We start from the raw sequence: 19942 nt of genomic DNA, 5'->3' as shown, positions 1-19942 counted from the left end.
CGTCACCGGCTCAGACAGTCAGGCCCTTGCCGCGCAGGAAGGCGACCGGGTCGACGGCCGTGCCGTAGTTCGGGGTGGTGCGGATCTCGAAGTGCAGGTGAGGGCCGCTGGAGTTGCCGGTGTTGCCGGACAGGGCGATCTTCTGGCCGGTGGCGACGACCTGACCGATCCTCACGTCGACGCGGGACAGGTGGGCGTACTGCGAGTACGTGCCGTTGGCGTGCTTGATGACGACGGCGTTGCCGTACGCCGGACCGTCACCGGCGCCGTTGCCGCCGGCCTTGACCACGGTGCCGCCGTGCGCGGCGACGACCACGGTGCCGCTGGGCACCGCGAAGTCCTGGCCGCTGTGGGTGTGCGCCCACATGCCACCGGCCTGCGCGAAGCTCGCCGACTTGGCGTAGTGCTTCACCGGCGAGACCCAGGAGACGGCCTTCTTGGCGGCGGCCTTCTTCACAGCGGCGGCCTTCTTGGCGGCGGCCTGCTGGGCGGCGGCCTTCTTCACGGCGGCGGCCTTCGCCTTGGCCGCCGCGGCGGCCTCGGCGGCCTTCGCGGCCTTGGCCTGGGCGGCCGCCTGCGCCTGGACGGCACCGGCGGCGGTCGTGGCCGCGCTGGTGTCCGCGGCAGCCGCGACCCCGGCCCCCAGCGCGACCGACACACCCAGCCCGGCGGCCAGGACGGTGACACGGGTACGGAGGACGGACATGCGGGCGGAACGGGACGTGGTGCGCTTGGACATCGAGAACCTCATGTGTTCGGGGGCAAGGAGAACCACCCGGCACACAACGGCGTCCGGATGGCCATCCCTTGGTAACCGAGTCGGCCATCGAGGCTCAAACGTGTGATCTACGACGAAAGCTAGTACGACCCCCCGAACATCCCGCTTCCTTGACAGAGCCTCCATTCGGGATGAATCGCCCATTTAACCCAATCGGCCACCGGTTTTGCGCTACCCGGCACTCCGGACCCCTCCCGCGGGTCTCCACTATTCCGGCTAGTAACGGACAAATCGCCTGTGCGGCATGTCACCGGGGCCTCCACCGCGCTGACCTGCGGATGTGACCGGGGCTACGCCGAAACCACCGCCCGGTCATCTGCCGGACCCCTCGACGCCACCCTCATGAACAAGCATGCTCATGACACGTCAGTTGTGTACGGGACGCCGTACGCGCGCGAGAGGACCCCCACAGATGACCGGACGACGCCCCTGGACGCGTCGCACTGCCGCCACCGCCGTCACCGCGGCCGCGCTGGCAGCCCTGGCCACCCCCGCCGGAGCCGCGACGCCCACCGGCAGCACGACGACCGCCGCCGCCACGACTGCCGCGCAGGACGTCGACTACGCCACCTGGCAGCGGGACTGCCGGGCTGTGATGGACCAGGCGCTGCCCCACCTCGAACAGCGGATCGCGAACGCGAGGCCGGGCGAGCGGCAGGCGATCGTCCTGGACATCGACAACACGGCCCTGGAGACCGATTTCGGCTTCAGCTACCCCCAGCCGGCCAACAGCCCGGTCCTGGAGGTCGCCCGGTACGCCCAGGAGCACGGCGTCGGCCTGTTCTTCGTCACCGCCCGCCCCGGCATCGTCTACGCGCCCACCGAGTGGAACCTGGAGCACCGCGGCTACGAGGTCTCCGGGCTGCACGTCCGCGGCTTCCTCGACCTGTTCAAGAACGTCGCCGACTACAAGACCGCCCAGCGCGCCGCCATCGAGAGGAAGGGCTACACGATCATCGCGAACATCGGCAACAGCGCCACCGACCTGTCGGGCGGCCACGCCGAGAAGACGTACAAACTGCCGGACTACGGCGGCCGGCTCTCCTGACCCCCCGGCCCGCCGACGGGGCGCCGGGCTTCGCCCACCGCGCCTTCCAGGACTGCCTGGGCGCCCGCTGCGCCCTCCCGGGCACCTGGTGCTGTGACCCGCCGCCGGGCAGCACGAAGGGGCCGGTGCTCCGAAAAGCACCGGCCCCTTCGGTGACGCTCAGCCCCGCAGGGTCACGCGTCCTTGCTCAGGTTGGGACCCGCCCCACCCGCGGCCTGCTCGATCGGCGGGACGTCGGGGAGAGCGGACTTCTCCTCGCCCCGGAACGTGAAGGTCTGGGACTCGCCCTCGCCCTCGGTGTCCACGACGACGATGTGACCGGGGCGCAGCTCGCCGAAGAGGATCTTCTCCGACAGCGTGTCCTCGACCTCGCGCTGGATCGTGCGGCGCAGCGGACGCGCGCCCAGCACCGGGTCGTAGCCCTTCTTGGACAGCAGCTCCTTGGCGGACTGGGAGAGCTCGATGCCCATGTCCCGGTCCTTCAGGCGCTCGTCCACCTTGCCGATCATCAGGTCGACGATCGCGAGGATGTCCTCCTGCGTCAGCTGCGGGAAGACGACCACGTCGTCGACACGGTTGAGGAACTCGGGCCGGAAGTGCTGCTTGAGCTCGTCCGAGACCTTGTTCTTCATGCGCTCGTAGTTGGTCTTCTTGTCGCCCGAGGCCGCGAAGCCCAGGTTGAAGCCCTTGGAGATGTCCCGGGTGCCGAGGTTGGTCGTCATGATGATGACCGTGTTCTTGAAGTCCACGACCCGGCCCTGGGAGTCGGTCAGGCGACCGTCCTCCAGGATCTGCAGCAGCGAGTTGAAGATGTCCGGGTGGGCCTTCTCGACCTCGTCGAAGAGGACGACCGAGAACGGCTTGCGGCGGACCTTCTCCGTCAGCTGGCCGCCCTCCTCGTAGCCCACGTAGCCGGGGGGCGAACCGAAGAGACGCGAGACCGTGTGCTTCTCGCTGAACTCCGACATGTCGAGGGAGATCAGCGCGTCCTCGTCGCCGAAGAGGAACTCGGCGAGCGCCTTGGACAGCTCCGTCTTACCGACACCGGACGGGCCGGCGAAGATGAACGAGCCACCCGGACGCTTCGGGTCCTTCAGACCGGCACGCGTACGGCGGATCGCCTTCGAGAGCGCCTTGACGGCGTCCGTCTGGCCGATGACCCGCTTGTGGAGCTCCTCCTCCATGCGGAGCAGGCGGCTGGACTCCTCCTCGGTGAGCTTGAAGACCGGGATGCCCGTGGCCGTGGCCAGCACCTCGGCGATCAGCTCGCCGTCGACCTCGGCGACGACGTCCATGTCGCCGGCCTTCCACTCCTTCTCCCGCTTGGCCTTGGCGGCCAGGAGCTGCTTCTCCTTGTCGCGGAGGGAGGCGGCCTTCTCGAAGTCCTGCGAGTCGATCGCGGACTCCTTGTCGCGGCGGACACCGGCGATCTTCTCGTCGAACTCGCGCAGGTCCGGCGGCGCGGTCATCCGGCGGATGCGCATCCGGGAACCGGCCTCGTCGATCAGGTCGATCGCCTTGTCCGGCAGGAAGCGGTCCGAGATGTACCGGTCGGCCAGGGTGGCGGCCTGGACGAGCGCCTCGTCGGTGATCGAGACGCGGTGGTGCGCCTCGTACCGGTCACGCAGGCCCTTGAGGATCTCGATCGTGTGCGGCAGCGACGGCTCGGCGACCTGGATGGGCTGGAAGCGGCGCTCCAGGGCCGCGTCCTTCTCCAGGTGCTTGCGGTACTCGTCGAGCGTGGTCGCACCGATGGTCTGGAGCTCACCGCGCGCCAGCATCGGCTTCAGGATGGAGGCCGCGTCGATGGCGCCCTCGGCGGCACCCGCACCGACCAGCGTGTGCAGCTCGTCGATGAACAGGATGATGTCGCCGCGGGTGCGGATCTCCTTGAGCACCTTCTTCAGGCGCTCCTCGAAGTCACCGCGGTAGCGGGAGCCGGCGACCAGGGCACCGAGGTCGAGGGTGTAGAGGTGCTTGTCCTTGAGGGTCTCGGGCACCTCGCCCTTGACGATGGCCTGGGCGAGGCCCTCGACGACGGCGGTCTTGCCGACGCCGGGCTCACCGATCAGGACCGGGTTGTTCTTGGTGCGGCGGGACAGCACCTGCATGACCCGCTCGATCTCCTTCTCGCGCCCGATGACCGGGTCGAGCTTGGACTCACGAGCGGCCTGGGTGAGGTTCCGGCCGAACTGGTCGAGGACCAGGGACGTCGAGGGGGTGCCCTCGGCAGGCCCGCCGGCGGTGGCGGTCTCCTTGCCCTGGTAACCGGAGAGCAGCTGGATGACCTGCTGCCGCACCCGGTTGAGGTCTGCGCCCAGCTTGACGAGGACCTGGGCGGCGACGCCCTCGCCCTCGCGGATCAGGCCGAGCAGGATGTGCTCCGTGCCGATGTAGTTGTGACCCAGCTGAAGGGCCTCGCGGAGCGACAGCTCCAGGACCTTCTTGGCACGGGGGGTGAAGGGGATGTGGCCCGAGGGCGCCTGCTGGCCCTGGCCGATGATCTCCTCCACCTGCTGGCGGACCGCCTCGAGCGAAATCCCGAGGCTCTCAAGGGCCTTGGCGGCGACACCCTCACCCTCGTGGATCAGGCCCAGGAGGATGTGCTCGGTGCCGATGTAGTTGTGGTTGAGCATCCGGGCTTCTTCCTGAGCCAGGACGACAACCCGCCGCGCGCGGTCGGTGAACCTCTCGAACATCGTTAATCGCTCCTCAGAGCGGTCAGGCAGTGGGGGGAACTTCCCCTCCCTGTCCTTCCGCAGCTTAGTCCCGCGAGCGGGGACCGCTCATTCCAACTGCCGACACCGTCGATGGCCTCCTGACCCCGAACGCCGACATCTGCTCCAACCCGATGGTGCGAGACGATGTTCCCGCAGGCCAGGCAGTTACCCCAGTCGCCACTACGCCGATGGCGAACGTGAGACGGCCTTTCCCGCGCGTCGCCCCCTCCCACTAGGGATGTCTTACCCGCCGGGACTGACACTCCATGCCGTGCGCCCCTTTTCCCTCCGCTACGGGCGAACAACCTTGTGCCTCCTCGCGCGCGGCCCCGCTCCGCCTTTCGCCACTGCGTGCACCCGTGGAAACACTCAGCGTAACTTGGGAGGTGTTCGGGCGGTTGCACTTGGCATGGTTGGCGCAGTCCCGCCGGTGACCCCGGCGTCACCGGCCTCTCCGGTCCCGCCGTCCGTTCCCGAGGCCCTGTCATCCGCACCTCCGGCCCTGTCGTCCGCCTGCCCGGTCGTCCCCTCGCCCCTCCGGGCGCACGGGCGCGGTGCCCGCGTCCGGCGCTGGTACGAGAACGAACTGGGCTGGGCGACAGTGCCCGGGGATCCGGTCCTACTTTCCGCAGGTGTGCGGTTCGACGTCCTGGACGTACCGGTTCAGGCCGGTCTCGCGGCTCTGCGTCATCTGCGGCCCGGTTCTCCGGTGGCCGTGTGCGGCGAGCGGATGTGGCTGCTGGTGGCCGCCGGGGGCGCGGAGGAGCTGCCCGGCCTGCTGGACTGGCTGGAATGGGGTCCTCTGGTGCCGGACCTGGTGCCGATCGGCAGGGGCGGGCACATCACGGCTCCGCCGCCCGTGGGACACGGCACGGCCGCAGGGGCCGTCTCTCGGACGTCGGCGGCGGCGCCGGGGACGCCGGCGGGCCCGGACACGGGGGAGCGTCCGCGGGCAGGGGCCGGCTCACCGGCCACGGCCGGCCGCGGACCGGGAGGGAGCCGCCGGACGCGGCCGTCGGCCCGCACCGGTTCGCTGCAGGGGGCCGCTTGGCTGCGGCCCCCCGTGCCGGGGTGCGAGGTCGAGGCATCGCTGCCGACGCTGTCGGCCCTGGGGGGCGTAGGGGACGCCCCCGATCTCGCGCGGGTGGTGGAAACGGTGGCCGCGCAGTGCCACCGGATCCGGCTGGGGCGCGTCCGCGCTCAGCCGTTGGCCTTCTCGTACGCCTCACGAATGGACGCGGGAACCCGGCCGCGGTCGTTGACCTCGTAACCGTTCTCCTTGGCCCAGGCGCGGATGGCCGCGGTGTCCTGGCTGCCGCCGGAAGCGGCGCGCGCCTTGCCGCGCCCGCCCGAAGCACGGCCACCGGTGCGCCGGCCGCCCTTCACGTAAGGGTCGAGAAGGCCGCGCAGCTTGTCCGCATTGGCAGTCGTGAGATCGATCTCGTACGTCTTGCCGTCCAGCGCGAACGTCACGGTCTCGTCGGCCTCGCCACCGTCGAGGTCGTCGACAAGAAGGACCTGAACCTTCTGTGCCACCGGATTTCCTTTCATCGATAACGTGAGGGCCGGGGGTCCGGCGTCCGCCGTTTCGCCGCCCCCTCTTATATGCAGTACTGCAGTACGTCGGAAAGCAAACCGCTTTTGCGGGAAAAACACAAACCCCCGGGAGAGCACCAGCGGTCCGCCCCGGCCCCGGAAACATGCGCGTTTCGGACATAGGGGAACTGGACATGAGGGAACTGGACATGGGGGATCCGTCAGAATACCCCTGGCATAGGCGACCGCATAGACCTGGGGATACTCCCGCGCATACCTCGGCCATACCTGGGGCATAGCCCGGGCATAGACCGCACGTCGATCACAGATGCAGAAGCATCCGACTGTTGCCCAAGGTGTTCGGTTTCACTCGTTCGAGACCGAGGAACTCCGCCACGCCCTCGTCGTAAGAACGCAGCAGCTCCGCGTAGACATCCGTGTCCACCGGCGTCTCGCCGATCTCCACGAAGCCGTGGCTGCCGAAGAAGTCCACTTCGAAGGTCAGGCAGAAAACCCGGCGAACGCCGATCCAGCGGGCGGTCTCCAGCAGCTTCTCCAGCACCCGGTGGCCGACCCCGGCGCCCTTCAGGCCGGGCCTGACCGCCAGCGTGCGGACTTCCGCGAGGTCTTCCCACATCACGTGCAGCGCGCCGCAGCCGACCACCTCGGCGTTGTCGTCGCGTTCCGCGACCCAGAACTCCTGGATGTCCTCGTAAAGGGTCACCGTCGCTTTGTCGAGCAGGATGCCGTCACGGACGTACGCGTCAAGGAGTCGGCGCACGGCGGGGACATCGCTGGTCCGGGCCCGGCGGACGGTGATGGCTTTAGCGGTGACTTCGGGACTGGCTGCTGACATGAGCGGACGCTATCGCCCGTCCGCCTCCGGTGCGGAACCGGGGTTGTCCCCGCCGGCGCCTTCGGACGGTTCGGCGGGCCGTACGGCTTCTTCGGCGGGACGCGCGGGTTCGGGGGCTTCCGGGGGTTCGGCGGATTCCGGCCCTTGGACGATCCGTACGGCATCCGTGAGGGCCTGCCGCTGTTCGTCGCTCATCATCCCGAAGAAGGCGACGAGTGCGGCCGCGGCGTTGTCGCTCTGCGCCCAGGCGTCGTTCATCAGGGCCGCGGCGTAGGCGGCGCGGGTGGAGACCGCCTCATATCGATAGGCCCGGCCTTCCGCCTCACGGCGCACCCAGCCCTTCTGATGGAGATTGTCCAGAACGGTCATCACCGTGGTGTAGGCGATCGACCGTTCCTGCTGAAGGTCTTCAAGGACTTCTCGAACGGTCACCGGGCGGTTCCACTTCCACACCCGCGTCATGACCGCGTCTTCGAGTTCTCCCAATGGGCGAGGCACAGCTCAGACAATAGTGGGAGATCACGTCGATGGCGTGCCGGACGTGAACTTTTGCTCTGAACCGGGACAAAAAGGGCGTACGACTCCTCCGGGGAGTCGTACGCCGAGGTGCTGCGCGGCGGTGCGGTCAGGCGTCCGCGCCGGCCGGGGGGCGGGCGTCGCCGGCCCGCTCGAGGGCGGCGTCGACGGCCGCGTCCTCCTTGGCCTTCTGGGTGCCGCCCTGGGTCTTGACGATCACCCGGATCACGCCGACGAAGAACACGGCCATCACGACCGGGGGCAGCAGCGCGGAGAGGTAGTCCATGACCCCAGGGTAGCCACGCGCGCGAAGGCGCCGGTGCCGGGGTGCGGAGCGGCTCCGGGCGGGCCCCCGGGCCGGAGGAACGGGGCGCCCGCGCGTGTGTGCCCCGGACCGGCCGATGACGGCCGGTCCGGGGCACAGGCGGGCTCGCGGCGGGTGTCCCTCAGCCTGCGGCCAGTCTCTGCCGCGGGTCGGCAGGGCCCTGCGGCTTGCGCTTCGGGAACACCTCGCCCGGTGTGGGGACGGGGCGCCGGGGCCCGGGCCCGGCGGGGGCCGACGGGGGCACGGCCGGTTCCCCGGCGGGCCGCTCCTCCGGCGTCCGCCCGGGCTTCCGCACGGGCGTCCCGCCCGGCTCCTGCCCGGCTCCCGGGGCGCCCGCGAGGCCGGCGGGGCCCATGAGGCCGGCGGGGCCCGCCGTGAACGCTGTACGGCCGCCCGTGAGTCCGGTCGCGGGCGCCGGGGGACGCCCGCCCGTCGGTCCCGTCCGGTCGGCCGCGACGGGCCGGCCCGTCGGTCGGGTGCCGGTCCGCTCGTCGACGAGGCCCGCCGAGCATGCCCCGGCCCGGCTCTCGGCGCGGCCGACCGGCATCGCCTCGGAGCGGCCGCCGGCGGCCCCTGCCTGCCGCCCTGCCGGATCCTGCCCGTCCTGGACGCCCGTCGGGCCTGCCGCGCGGTCGGGGCGCGCGCCCCTGAGGGCCGGTTCCGGGGAGCGGCGGGGGGACGGAGGCTCCGTGCGGCCGCCGGGGAGGGCCAGGAGACGGGTGCGGGACGCGGGGACGACCGGGGACGGGACGGCCGGGGACGCCGCCGCGGGACGGGAGCGGCGGGCCAGACGGGACCGCACGTCCTGCTCCGCGAGGATCTGGCAGCGCTGGAGCAGCGCGGCGGCGACGGGGTTGCCGCGCAGGGCGCGCAGCGCGGCGAGGTCGTCGGGGTCCGGGCGGTGACCGGCCCCCAGCACCTCCTCCAGCAGTGCGAGGTAGCCGGCCGCGGTGCCGGGCAGGGCGGCCCGGTAGCGGGCCAGGTCGGCCACCAGGAACGCGCGCAGCCGGACCCCCTCCCGCGTCGCCTCGTCGAGCGACTCGGCGAGGCGATGGCAGTCCTGGACGTCCTGGGCCGAGGCGGGCGAGGGGTGGAGGGCGAGGGCGAGGGCGCGGCGGAGCACACGCAGCTCCTCCGCGCCGAACGCCATGCCGCCGCGGGATCCGTATGGCGTGGGCATGCGGCGACAGTACGCGCTAATCAGACAAACCCGGCTGATCAGGCGGGTGTGGCGCGGCCGGTCCACTCGCCCGGCCGCGCCACCCGCCTCACATCCGCGAGATGTTCCGCTCGTAGACCAGGCGCAGGCCGATCAGCGTCAGCCAGGGCTCGTGCTCGTCGATGACCGAGGACTCGCCGAGGACCATCGGGGCGAGCCCGCCCGTGGCGATCACCGTCACGTCCTCGGGATCGTCGGCCATCTCGCGCGCCATCCGGCTCACCACGCCGTCGACCTGCCCGGCGAAGCCGTAGACGATGCCGGACTGCATGGCCTCGACGGTGTTCTTGCCGATCACGCTGCGCGGCCGCGCCACCTCGATCTTGCGCAGCTGGGCGCCCTTGACGCCGAGCGCCTCGACCGAGATCTCGATGCCCGGCGCGATGACCCCGCCGATGTACTCCCCGCGCGCGCTGACCGCGTCGAACGTCGTCGCCGTACCGAAGTCGACGACGATCGCCGGACCGCCGTAGAGGTCGACGGCGGCGACCGCGTTGATGATGCGGTCCGCGCCGACCTCCTTGGGGTTGTCGGTGAGGATCGGCACGCCCGTCTTCACGCCGGGCTCGACCAGGACCGCCGGGACGTCGCCGTAGTAGCGGCGGGTGACCTCACGCAGCTCGTGCAGGACCGACGGGACGGTCGCGCAGATGGCGATGCCGTCGATGCCGTCCCCCAGTTCGTCGCCGAGGAGGGGGTGCATGCCCATCAGGCCCTGCAGCAGCACCGCCAGTTCGTCGGCGGTCCGGCGGGCGTCCGTGGAGATCCGCCAGTGTTCGACGATGTCCTCGCCGTCGAACAGACCGAGCACGGTGTGCGTGTTGCCTACGTCGATCGTCAGCAGCATGGCCGGTTCCCGCTCCCTACTCCGCCGCTCGCAGATCCAGACCGATGTCCAGGATCGGCGAGGAGTGGGTCAGGGCCCCCACGGCGAGGTAGTCCACCCCGGTGGACGCGTACGCCTTGGCGTTGTCCAGGGTGAGCCGGCCCGACGCCTCCAGCGCGGCGCGGCCGTGCACGAGGGCCACGGCCTCCTCGCACTCGCCGGGCGTGAAGTTGTCCAGCAGGATCAGGTCCGCGCCCGCGTCGACGACCTCGCGCAGCTGGTGCAGGGTGTCGACCTCGACCTCGATCGGCACGTCCGGGAACGCCTCCCGTACGGCCGTGAACGCCTGGGCGACGCCGCCGGCCGCGACCACGTGGTTGTCCTTGACCAGCGCCGCGTCCGACAGGGACATGCGGTGGTTGACGCCGCCGCCGCAGCGCACGGCGAACTTCTCCAGCGCGCGCAGGCCCGGCGTCGTCTTGCGGGTGTCCCGCACCCGCGCGCCGGTGCCCTCCAGTGCGTCGGCCCAGGCGCGCGTGGCGGTGGCGATGCCCGACAGGCGGCACAGCAGGTTCAGCGCGCTGCGCTCGGCGGTCAGCAGGTCGCGGGTGCGGGTGGTGACGGACAGCAGCTTCTGCCCGGGCTCCACGCGGTCGCCGTCCTCGACGTGCCGCTCGACCTCGAACTCGTCGGTGGCGACGATCGAGACGACCGCCTCGGCGATCCTGAGGCCCGCGACGACGCCGGCCTCGCGGGCGACGAAGTCGGCGGTGGCGACGGCGTCCTCGGGGATGGTCGCCACGGTCGTCACGTCGACGCCGCCGGCCAGGTCCTCCTGGATCGCCACGTTGGCGACGTCCTCGACCTCCAGCGGGTCGAGCCCGGCGTCGGCGAGCAGCTGCGCGAGGGCGGGGTCGAGGCCGCTCTCCAGGTACTCGGCGTCGCCGCCGCAGGCGCAGCCGTCGCCGCAGCCGCCTTCTTGGACGAGGGGAAGGTCGGTGTCGCTCACTTCTGTCACTGCTCCTGGGAGGGCTGGGGCTGCCGGGTAGGGGGAAAGTCTGCGGTGTCGGTGGTGTGCACGGCGAGCGTGCGGTCCGGATTCAGCCGTACGACGACATGGCGGCGCCAGGTCGTGTCGTCCCGCTCGGCCCGGTCCTCGCGCCAGTGGCAGCCGCGGGTCTCCTCGCGCAGCAGGGCCGCGGCGACCAGCACCCGGGCGACGCACAGGAGGTTGGTGGCCTCCCAGGTGTCGACGCCGGGCTCGGCGGTCTTGCCGTTCTCGTCGAGGGCGTCACGGGCCTCGGTGTGCAGCCGCTGGAGCTGCTCGGCGGCCCGCTGGAGCGACACGGCCGAGCGCAGGACGCCCGCGCCCGCGGTCATGGTCCGCTGGATCGCGAAGCGGGCCTCGGACGCCTGCAGGGGGTGGGCCGGGACCTCCGGGTACGGGACGGGTTGCGGCACGCGCGCGTGGAGGCCGTCGGCGGCGTGCCGCGCGGCGATGTCCGCGGCGATGCGCTCGGCGTAGACGAGGCCCTCCAGCAGCGAGTTGGAGGCGAGCCGGTTGGCGCCGTGCACACCGGTGCAGGCGACCTCGCCGCACGCGTACAGGCCGGGGACCGTCGTACGGCCCCGGGAGTCGGTGCGCACGCCGCCGGAGGCGTAGTGGGCGGCCGGGGCGACCGGGACGGGCTCGGTGACCGGGTCGATGCCGTGGGCGCGGCAGGCGGCGAGGATCGTCGGGAAGCGGTGCTCCCACATCTCGGCGCCGAAGTGCCGGGCGTCGAGGTACATGTGCTCGGCGTCCCGCTCCTGCATACGGCGCATGATGCCCTTGGCGACGATGTCGCGCGGCGCCAGCTCGGCCAGCTCGTGCTGTCCGACCATGAAGCGCACGCCGTCGGCGTCCACCAGGTGGGCGCCCTCGCCGCGTACGGCCTCGGACACCAGCGGCTGCTGGCCCTCCGCCTCCGTCCCGAGGAACAGCACCGTCGGGTGGAACTGCACGAACTCCAGGTCGCTGACCTCGGCGCCCGCGCGCAGGGCGAGAGCCACGCCGTCGCCGGTGGAGACGGACGGGTTGGTGGTGGCGGAGAAGACCTGGCCCATGCCGCCGGTCGCGAGGACGACCGCGGGCGCGTGCACGGCGCCCACACCGTCGTGCTGGCCCTCGCCCATCACGTGCAGGGTCACCCCGGCCGTACGGCCCTCGGCGTCCGTCAGCAGGTCCAGCACGAGCGCGTTCTCGACGGTCCGCAGGCCACGCGCGCGGACGGCTTCCACGAGCGCGCGGGAGATCTCCGCGCCGGTCGCGTCGCCGCCCGCGTGGGCGATGCGGCGCCGGTGGTGGCCGCCCTCGCGGGTCAGCTCGATGCCGCCCTCGTCGTCGGTGTCGAACGCGGCACCGGTCGCGATCAGCCGCCGCACGGCGTCCGGGCCCTCGGTGACGAGAAGGCGCACGGCTTCCTCGTCGCACAGGCCGGCGCCCGCGACCAGGGTGTCGTCGAGGTGCTGTTCGGGGGTGTCGCCCTCGCCGAGGGCCGCGGCGATGCCGCCCTGCGCCCAGCGGGTGGAGCCGTCGTCGAGGCGGGCCTTGGTGACGACGACCGTCCTCAGACCGGCCGCCTCGCAGCGCAGGGCCGCGGTCAGGCCCGCCACTCCGGAGCCCACCACGACCACGTCCGCGTCGATCGACCAGCCCGGCGCGGGCGCGTGCAGTCGTATGCCTGTGCTGGTCACGAGGCGGCTCCGAAGGTCAGGGGCAGATTGTCGATCAGCCGGGTGGTGCCGACCCGGGCGGCGACGGCGAGGACGGCCTCGCCGAGGTGGTCGTCGTCGATCTCGGTGAAGTCGGACGGGTCGACGAGCGCGAGGTAGTCCAGCTCGAGCGGCGGGTCCAGGCGGGCGGCCTCGTCCAGGACGAGACGGGCGGCCGCGCGGACGGCCGAGGCGGCGCCGGGCACGGCCTGGGCGACGGCGTGCGCGTCGGCGGCGGCGCGGGACTCGCCCAGGGCGCTGAGCGCCTCGGCACGCGCGTGCGTGGCGGGCACCTGGAGCGCCCGTGCGCGCAGTGCCTCCTGCGCGGCGTGCCGGTCGCGGCCCGCGAACAGCGCGCCGGACAGGGCGAGCGCGGTGCGCCGCTGGCCCGGGGACAGGTAGCGGTTGCGGCTGGACAGCGCCAGGCCGTCCTCCTCGCGCACGGTGGGCACGCCGACGATCTCCACGCCGAAGTTCAGGTCGCGGACCATGCGCCGGATCAGGGCGAGCTGCTGGGCGTCCTTCTGCCCGAAGAACGCCACGTCGGGCCGGGTGAGGTGGAGCAGCTTGGCGACGACGGTGAGCATGCCGTCGAAGTGGCCGGGCCGGGAGGAGCCCTCCAGGCGCCCGCCCATGGGACCGGCGGTGATCCGCACCTGCGGCTCGCCGCCGGGGTAGACCTCCTCGGCCGAGGGCGCGAGGACGACGTCGGCACCGGCCGCCTCGCAGACCTTCAGGTCGGCGTCCAGGGTGCGCGGGTAGCGGTCGAGGTCCTCGCCCGCGCCGAACTGCAGCGGGTTGACGAAGACCGTGACGACGACCTCCCCGTCGGGCCCGGCGGTCTCGCGCGCGGCACGGATCAGGGTGGCGTGGCCCTCGTGCAGGGCCCCCATGGTCATCACGACGGCGCGGCGGCCCGCACGCGCGCGTGCGGACAGTTCGGCGGCGGTGCGCAGCAGGGTGGTGGTCATCGGGCGTCTCCTTCGGCGCCGTCGCTCCCGTCGGTCGGGCCGGCCGGACCGGTCCGGCCGACGAGCACCCCGAGCAGGTCCTCGGCGAGTTCCGGCTTGAGCAGGCCGCTGGCGAGCGCCCGGTCGGCGGTCGCCCGTGCCATGGCCAGATAGCCGGCGACGGTCTGCGGGGCGTGCCGGTGCAGTTCGGCCACGTGGGCGGCGACCGTGCCCGCGTCGCCGCGTGCGACGGGGCCGGTCAGGGCGGCGTCGCCGGAGCGCAGGGCGTTGTCCAGGGCGGCGCCGAGCAGCGGGCCGAGCATCCGGTCGGGGGCCGCGACACCGGCGGTGCGCAGCAGTTCCATGGACTGGGCGACCAGGGTCACCAGGTGGTTCGCGCCCAGCGCGAGGGCCGCGTGGTAGAGCGGGCGGTTCTCCTCGGCGATCCACTCCGGCTCGCCGCCCATCTCGATCACCAGGGCCTCGGCGGCCAGCCGCAGCTCCTGCGGGGCGGTCACGCCGAAGGAGCAGCCCGCCAGGCGCTGCACGTCGACGGGTGTGCCGGTGAACGTCATCGCCGGGTGCAGCGCCAGCGGCAGCGCGCCCGCGCGCAGGGCGGGGTCGAGCACCTTGGCGCCGTAGCGTCCGGAGGTGTGCACCAGCAGCTGGCCCGGGCGCACCGCGCCGGTGTCGGCGAGGCCCTGCACGAGGCCCGGCAGCGTGTCGTCGGGGACGGTGAGCAGCACCAGGTCGGAGCGCTCCAGCACCTCGGCGGGCGGCACGACCTGCGCGTCGGGCAGCAGTTCGGCGGCACGCCGCCGGGAGGTGTCGGAGACGGCCGAGACGGCGACCGGGCGGTGCCCGGCGAGCCGGAGGGACGCCGCCAGCACAGGGCCCACCCGACCGGCGCCGACGACGCCTACGGTGAGCCGCGCGGGGCGGTCCCTGGGGTCTGGCTGTTGGACTGTACTCACGCGACGGTGGCCTTCCCGTTCCAGTCCGCTCTGGGTACCGGACGATTTCTCGTCATGTTAACGCGATCGGTTCGGGGGGTGTCCGGTCATCCACAGGCTGTGGGTTTCCCCACGCGCCGCGCGGACACCGGAATCCCGGTGCCGCACCGTGTCCGCGAGGGGCATGATCCCGGGCATGAGCGCCGCGGCGGAGCACCAGAGCGAGCAGGACACCCGATCGGGGCCGAAGAGGTTGCGCGAGCGCCGGAGCGCCGCCTTCCGCGGGGCGCGGCGCGTGCTGTCGCGGCCCGGCTCCGGCGGATCGATGCGCGAGCGGCTCGACCGGCTCCGGGAGACGGCGCCCGAGGTGTACGACCTGGACGAACCGGCCGACCTGTACGGCGACGGGGTCGTGGAGGCCCTGGAGACGCGCGTCGCGGAGCTCCTCGGCACGGAGGCGGCCGCGTTCTTCCCGACCGGCACCATGGCCCAGCAGGTCGCCCTGCGCTGCTGGGCGGGCCGCACCGGCAGCCCCACCGTCGCACTGCACGGGCTGGCTCACCCGGAGATGCATGAGCGTGCCGCGTTCAGCCTGGTCAGCGGATTGCGCCCGGCCCGGCTGACCTCCGAGTCCCGGCTGCCCACCGCCGCGGAGGTGCGCGGTTTCGAGGAGCCCTTCGGCGCGCTGATGCTGGAGCTGCCGCTCAGGGACGCCGGGTTCCTGCTGCCGTCCTGGGAGGAGCTGACCGAGCTCGTGGACGCGGCGCGCGAGCGGGACGCGGTGGTGCACTTCGACGGGGCACGCCTGTGGGAGACCACGGAGCACTTCGGCCGTCCCCTGGAGGAGATCGCGGGTCTCGCGGACAGTGTCTACGTGTCGTTCTACAAGTCCCTCGACGGCTTCGGCGGCGCCGCCCTCGCGGGCCCGGACACGCTGATCGACGAGGCGAAGGCATGGCGGCACCGCTACGGGGGGCTGGTCTTCCAGCAGTTCCCGACGGTGCTCTCGGCGCTGGCCGGGCTGGAGCGGGAGCTGCCGATGCTGCCGCGGTACGTGCGGCACGCGCGCGTGGTCGCCGCCGCGCTGCGGGACGGCTTCGCCGCGGCGGGCCTGCCGTGGACGCGTGTGCACCCCGGGACACCGCACATCCACCAGTTCCAGGTCTGGCTGCCGTACGACGCGGAGGTGCTCGCCGAGGCCGCGGTGCGCCAGGCCGAGGAGACCGGCACGATGCTGTTCGCCGCCGGCTGGGCGCCGGGCGGCCCGGGGCTGGCGCTGACCGAGGTCACCGTGCGCTCGGCGGGCCTCGACTGGACGGCGGACGACGTGCGGGAGGCGGCCGCGGACTTCGCCGCGCGTCTGCCCGGCCTGTCCTAGCGCGGCGGGCTCCGGCGTGCCGGTCCCCGGCGCGGCGGCGTCACCTCGTGGCACGCGGCCGTGTCCACCGCCCCAGGGCGAGCCGGATCCGGCCGCGGGCGGGGCGGCCCGCCAGGACCGCGCGGAATCGGCGCAGACCGCGCAGCTCGCGCACGGTCCGCAGGTCGTGGGTGCCGGGCTCGGGCGGGACGGGCTCGCCGAGCCGCAGGGCGCGGTGGGTGTCGAGGGCGTACTGCTGGGTGATGCTCATGGGCCCGCCTCGGGTGGACGCCGGGAGGGGGTCCCGCGGATCCGGAAGGCTCCGCGGGACGCCCCGGTCGTTCCAGGCTGCGCCCGGTCACGACGACTGTCGCGTCGATTGACGGGCGCGGTCAATCGACGGGGGCGCGGCCGGGGGCGGGGTGCACCATGGGGGCATGAGCGTGCGCATCGACATCGCGGGGCTGCGGCCGCAGGGGGTCGTCTTCGTGACCTCGCCCCTGGCCGAGCTCGGCATGGCGCTGCACGCGCTGTCCGAGCCGGCCCATCACCCCGGCCTCCAGGCGTGGGCGACCGCCGTCGCCGCCCGTCTCGACCCGCATCTGGCCGACCGGATGTGCGAGGCGGACTTCCTGTGGCGGTCGACGTTCTCGGACCTGTTCCTGCCGTTCGCGGGCCTCGCGGGCGGCACGCCGCCGGGCACCACGCTCGCCGAGGACCTGGACCTGCTGGACAAGCTGACCGACGAGCAGTTCGTGGACGCGGCGCTGGAGTTCACCTGCATGTCGCAGTACGACCTGCCGGCGACGGGCATCCTCTCGGACGCGGAGGTCCGCCGCCGCGCGCTGGAGACGGCCGCGTCCCGCGGGCACCCGCAGGTGCGCTTCACCCAGCGGCTGCTGGACGACCCGCCCGCGGTGCGCGCCTGGCTGCGCCGCTTCCTGGAGGACTGCGACGACGCCTTCTTCGCGGAGGCATGGGCCCGGCTGAGCCACCAGCTGGCGGCCGACGCCCGGCACAAGACGGACCTGCTGCGCCGCCGCGGCCTGGCGGAGGCGCTGGCCGCGGTCTCCCCGGCCCTGTCGCTGGAGGAGGACGGCACGCGGATCGTCGTGGACAAGGTCCTCGAAGGACGTACGACCGCCGGGGCGGACGGCCTGTACCTGCTGCCGACGAGCCTGGGGCGGCCGCATCTGAGCGTGCTGCACCGGGCCGGCTGGCAGCCGCTGCTGCACTACCCCGTCGGCTCGCCCGAGCTGTCCTCGCCGCTGTCGCTGGAGCAGCTCACCCTGCGGATGACCGCCCTGTCCCACCCGGTGCGGATGCGGCTGTGCCGCCTGCTGGCCCGCAGCGCGTACACCACCAGCGATCTGGCGCAGGTGCACGGCATGACCGCCCCCGAGATATCACGGCACCTCGGGGTGCTCAAGAAGGCGGGGCTGGTCACCACGCGCCGGCGCGGGCGCTACGTGCTGCACCAGCTCGACGTGACGGTGGTCGCGCGGCTGGGCAGCGACTTCCTGGAGGGGATGCTCCGCTAGGGCCCTTCTGACGGATCTCCGTGGGAGCGGGAGCGGCGTCCGGTGCGCGCGGTCGGCGTGCGGTGCGGAGAGTCGTGCGGCGGAGTCACCCGGCCCTTCGCGCCGTGCGGCGGGCCATGCGTGCCGGGCGTCGCGACGCCGCGGAGACCCGCCAGAAGGGCCCTGGGGGCTTTTGCCCGGATCGGCCGGCCTGCTGCGGCAGCCCCGGGGCGTCCGGTTCGGTCGAACCGGATGTGCCGGAGGCCGGCCCGTGCCTGCCGCAGCCGGGTCCGCGGCGCGCCCTCGCCGTCGGGCCGCAGCGTCAGCCCGGCCAGGGCGGCGACACGGCCGGCGGTCTCCGGGACGCAGGCGGCGCTGCATCTCGTACGCGGTCTGTGTCCTGCCGCCCCCGAAGGGGCCGTTGCCCCGCAGGAGCATGCGCCGACGCCACCGGCGGGGCGGGGGCCCGTCAGCCGTGTCCGCCGGCCCGTACGAGCCCGGTCTCGTAGGCGAGCACCACCACCTGCACACGGTCCCGCAGGCCGAGCTTGGTCAGGATGCGGCCGACGTGCGTCTTCACGGTCGCCTCGGACAGCACGAGGCGGGCCGCGATCTCGCCGTTGGACAGGCCCTGCGCGACCAGCACCATGACCTCGCGCTCACGGTCGGTGAGCCGCTCCAGCTCCTTGTGCCGGGGTTCGCCGCCGGTGGCGGGCAGCATCGGCGCGAACCGGTCCAGCAGCCGGCGGGTGGTCGACGGCGCCACGACCGCGTCGCCGCTGTGCACGGAGCGGATGGCGGCGAGCAGTTCGCCGGGCGGCACGTCCTTGAGCATGAAGCCGGAGGCGCCCGCCTTCAGTCCGGAGAAGGCGTACTCGTCGAGGTCGAAGGTGGTCAGGATCAGCACCTTGGGCGGTTCGGGCTCCGAGCAGATGCGGCGGGTGGTCTCCACGCCGTCCAGCTTGGGCATGCGCACATCCATCAGTACGACGTCGACCTGGGTCGCGCGCAGCACCTGGAGGGCCTCGACGCCGTCGCCCGCCTCGGCGACGACCTCCATGTCCGGCTGGGCCGCGAGCACCATCCGGAATCCGGTGCGCAGCAGCACCTGGTCGTCGACGAGCATCACGCGGATCGTCATCGGGTCCTCTTCCGTTCTCCGTCCGGCCCGGGCCGGCGACGGTCTGGCGGGTCTTGCGGGTGGTCCGGGGTCTTGTCCGGTCGGTCCGGAGGTCTGGTCCGGAGGTCTTGTCCAGGTGGTCCGGCGGGGTCTTACAGGTGTCACCGGGGCGTGCGCCGACGTCAGTGCGCCGGTTTGAGCGGCAGCAGGGCACTGATGCGGAATCCTCCGCCAGGCCGCGGGCCCGCGTCCAGGGTGCCCCCGACCATGCCGACACGCTCGCGCATGCCGATCAGGCCGTGGCCCTGTCCGTCCACGCCGCCCTCCTCGTACAGCTCGTGCGGGGCGCCCTTGCCGTCGTCCTCGACGAGCAGGCCGAGGCCGTCGTCGAAGTAGACCAGCCGCACGCTCGCCCCGGTGTCGGGACCGCCGTGCTTGCGCGTGTTGGTGAGCGCCTCCTGGACGATCCGGTACGCGGTCAGCTCGACGCCGCTGGGCAGCGGCCGCGGGGTGCCCTCGACCTTGAAGTCGACAGGCAGACCGGAACCGCGGCACTGCTCGACCAGATCCTCGATCTGCTCGACGTCGGGCTGCGGCACGTACTCCCCGGCCTCCTCGTGCTCGCCGGTACGCAGCACGCCCAGCAGACGGCGCATCTCGGCGAGTGCCTGGCGGCCGGTGGAGGAGATGGTCTCCAGGGCCTTCTTCGCCTGGTCGGGGGCGGCGTCGAGGACGTAGGCGGCGCCGTCGGCCTGCACCACCATCACCGACACGTTGTGCGCGACGACGTCGTGCAGCTCCCGGGCGATGCGGGCACGTTCGGCGGCCACCGCGACCTTGGCCTGCGCCTCGCGCTCCTTCTCCAGACGGGCCGCGCGCTCCTCCAGCTGCGCGAAGTAGGCACGGCGGGTGCGCAGCGAGTCGCCGAGGACCCAGGCCAGGGCGAACGGGACCGTCTGGAACACGGCGATCGCCGCATTGCCCAGCGCGCTGGTGTCCGGGTCGTGCCAGCGGATCTGCGCCAGCGGCGCCGCGACCAGGCCGGCGGCCAGGCCGAAGCGGCGGGCCCAGCTCTCGCCGGTGGCGGCCACCGTGTGGACGATCACCAGCATGGCGAAGTTCGCCGGTGTGGTCGCCACGTCCAGGACGAGCTGGGCGACACCGACCACGGCGGCCAGGACCAGCATCTTCTCCGGCATACGGCGGCGCAGCGCGACCACCACGCACAGCAGCAGCGCGACCGGGACCACGAGCCACGGCTGATCGGTCCCGGCGGCCTCCCGCTCGACCGTTCCGCTCGCCGCGGAGAGCCCGAACAGGACGATCGCCCAGAAGGAGTCGACCCCGGTCGGGTGTCTGCGGAGAAAGTCATAGAGGCGCTGCACGTAACCCAGAGTAGGGAAGCGCGATGTGCGCCGGGGTCAACCGGAGGGCCGATCCGAGCCCGCCCCGCGTACTCCGCAA

Annotated in this window: 19 protein-coding genes; 4 read left to right on the top strand and 15 right to left on the bottom strand. The window is 72.8% G+C overall.

Going from position 1 to position 19942, the window contains the following annotated elements:
• Window positions 1-10: 10 nt before the first annotated feature.
• Window positions 11-739 (bottom strand): M23 family metallopeptidase, encoded by a 729-nt coding sequence (locus tag ACIQGV_RS13410; protein WP_402494029.1) that lies wholly within the window; start codon window positions 737-739, stop codon window positions 11-13.
• 451 nt (window positions 740-1190) lie between these two features.
• Here ACIQGV_RS13410 and ACIQGV_RS13405 point away from each other — a divergent pair, with 451 nt between their 5' ends.
• Window positions 1191-1826 (top strand): HAD family acid phosphatase, encoded by a 636-nt coding sequence (locus tag ACIQGV_RS13405; RefSeq protein WP_402494028.1) that lies wholly within the window; start codon window positions 1191-1193, stop codon window positions 1824-1826.
• A gap of 173 nt (window positions 1827-1999) precedes the next feature.
• Here the strand turns inward: ACIQGV_RS13405 and ACIQGV_RS13400 are convergent, their stop codons facing one another.
• A complete protein-coding gene (locus ACIQGV_RS13400; RefSeq protein WP_402494026.1) occupies window positions 2000-4525 on the bottom strand; it encodes an ATP-dependent Clp protease ATP-binding subunit in 2526 nt (841 codons plus the stop codon).
• Between the two features lie 430 nt (window positions 4526-4955).
• On the opposite strand from ACIQGV_RS13400, the gene ACIQGV_RS13395 reads away from it, so the two are divergent.
• On the top strand, window positions 4956-5816 hold the full coding sequence (locus ACIQGV_RS13395) for an SCO3374 family protein (protein ID WP_402494023.1): 861 nt from the start codon (window positions 4956-4958) through the stop codon (window positions 5814-5816).
• On the opposite strand, the gene ACIQGV_RS13390 is transcribed toward ACIQGV_RS13395, so the two are convergent.
• The 10 genes from ACIQGV_RS13390 to ACIQGV_RS13345 all read right to left on the bottom strand — a co-directional run bounded on the left by ACIQGV_RS13390 (window position 5747) and on the right by ACIQGV_RS13345 (window position 14502).
• Window positions 5747-6082, bottom strand: a complete 336-nt coding sequence (locus ACIQGV_RS13390) for an Lsr2 family protein (RefSeq protein WP_030872805.1) — start codon at window positions 6080-6082, stop codon at window positions 5747-5749. The genes ACIQGV_RS13395 and ACIQGV_RS13390 overlap by 70 nt on opposite strands.
• Before the next feature lie 322 nt (window positions 6083-6404).
• Window positions 6405-6938, bottom strand: a complete 534-nt coding sequence (locus ACIQGV_RS13385) for an amino-acid N-acetyltransferase (protein ID WP_402494020.1) — start codon at window positions 6936-6938, stop codon at window positions 6405-6407.
• A 9-nt stretch (window positions 6939-6947) separates the two neighbouring features.
• On the bottom strand, window positions 6948-7400 hold the full coding sequence (locus ACIQGV_RS13380; protein WP_402494019.1) for a BlaI/MecI/CopY family transcriptional regulator: 453 nt from the start codon (window positions 7398-7400) through the stop codon (window positions 6948-6950).
• A gap of 163 nt (window positions 7401-7563) precedes the next feature.
• The gene (locus tag ACIQGV_RS13375) at window positions 7564-7740 is read right to left on the bottom strand and encodes a hypothetical protein (protein ID WP_402494018.1); all 177 of its coding nucleotides are present in this window, start codon (window positions 7738-7740) and stop codon (window positions 7564-7566) included.
• A 160-nt stretch (window positions 7741-7900) separates the two neighbouring features.
• On the bottom strand, window positions 7901-8959 hold the full coding sequence (locus ACIQGV_RS13370) for a hypothetical protein (RefSeq protein WP_402494015.1): 1059 nt from the start codon (window positions 8957-8959) through the stop codon (window positions 7901-7903).
• Between the two features lie 88 nt (window positions 8960-9047).
• On the bottom strand, window positions 9048-9845 hold the full coding sequence (locus ACIQGV_RS13365) for a type III pantothenate kinase (RefSeq protein WP_402494012.1): 798 nt from the start codon (window positions 9843-9845) through the stop codon (window positions 9048-9050).
• A gap of 16 nt (window positions 9846-9861) precedes the next feature.
• Window positions 9862-10833, bottom strand: coding sequence for a carboxylating nicotinate-nucleotide diphosphorylase (nadC, locus tag ACIQGV_RS13360; RefSeq protein WP_402494010.1), 972 nt, complete (start codon window positions 10831-10833; stop codon window positions 9862-9864).
• A 5-nt stretch (window positions 10834-10838) separates the two neighbouring features.
• A complete protein-coding gene (locus tag ACIQGV_RS13355; protein ID WP_402494008.1) occupies window positions 10839-12560 on the bottom strand; it encodes an L-aspartate oxidase in 1722 nt (573 codons plus the stop codon).
• Window positions 12557-13549, bottom strand: a complete 993-nt coding sequence (gene panC / locus ACIQGV_RS13350; protein ID WP_402494005.1) for a pantoate--beta-alanine ligase — start codon at window positions 13547-13549, stop codon at window positions 12557-12559. The genes ACIQGV_RS13355 and panC overlap by 4 nt, the downstream gene beginning before the upstream one ends.
• Window positions 13546-14502: a Rossmann-like and DUF2520 domain-containing protein gene (locus tag ACIQGV_RS13345; RefSeq protein ID WP_402494002.1), complete on the bottom strand. Its 957-nt coding sequence runs from the start codon at window positions 14500-14502 to the stop codon at window positions 13546-13548. Before ACIQGV_RS13345 ends, panC begins: the two co-directional genes overlap by 4 nt.
• 175 nt (window positions 14503-14677) lie before the next feature.
• On the opposite strand from ACIQGV_RS13345, the gene ACIQGV_RS13340 reads away from it, so the two are divergent.
• Entirely contained in the window at window positions 14678-15859 is a 1182-nt protein-coding gene (locus ACIQGV_RS13340) for a threonine aldolase family protein (RefSeq protein WP_402493999.1), read from the top strand.
• A 40-nt stretch (window positions 15860-15899) separates the two neighbouring features.
• Here ACIQGV_RS13340 and ACIQGV_RS13335 read toward each other — a convergent pair whose 3' ends face one another.
• Window positions 15900-16109: a hypothetical protein gene (locus tag ACIQGV_RS13335; protein WP_402493997.1), complete on the bottom strand. Its 210-nt coding sequence runs from the start codon at window positions 16107-16109 to the stop codon at window positions 15900-15902.
• Between the two features lie 166 nt (window positions 16110-16275).
• Here ACIQGV_RS13335 and ACIQGV_RS13330 point away from each other — a divergent pair, with 166 nt between their 5' ends.
• Window positions 16276-17379: a DUF5937 family protein gene (locus ACIQGV_RS13330; RefSeq protein ID WP_402493996.1), complete on the top strand. Its 1104-nt coding sequence runs from the start codon at window positions 16276-16278 to the stop codon at window positions 17377-17379.
• 448 nt (window positions 17380-17827) lie between these two features.
• On the opposite strand, the gene ACIQGV_RS13325 is transcribed toward ACIQGV_RS13330, so the two are convergent.
• Window positions 17828-18499: a response regulator gene (locus ACIQGV_RS13325; protein ID WP_402493993.1), complete on the bottom strand. Its 672-nt coding sequence runs from the start codon at window positions 18497-18499 to the stop codon at window positions 17828-17830.
• A 161-nt stretch (window positions 18500-18660) separates the two neighbouring features.
• Window positions 18661-19863: a sensor histidine kinase gene (locus ACIQGV_RS13320; protein WP_402493991.1), complete on the bottom strand. Its 1203-nt coding sequence runs from the start codon at window positions 19861-19863 to the stop codon at window positions 18661-18663.
• Between the last annotated feature and the right edge of the window lie 79 nt (window positions 19864-19942).

This window comes from Streptomyces sp. NPDC093094 (assembly GCF_044754345.1).
In the GTDB taxonomy this organism is placed as follows: Bacteria; Actinomycetota; Actinomycetes; order Streptomycetales; family Streptomycetaceae; genus Streptomyces.
This window is presented reverse-complemented; position numbering and strand designations above follow the sequence as displayed.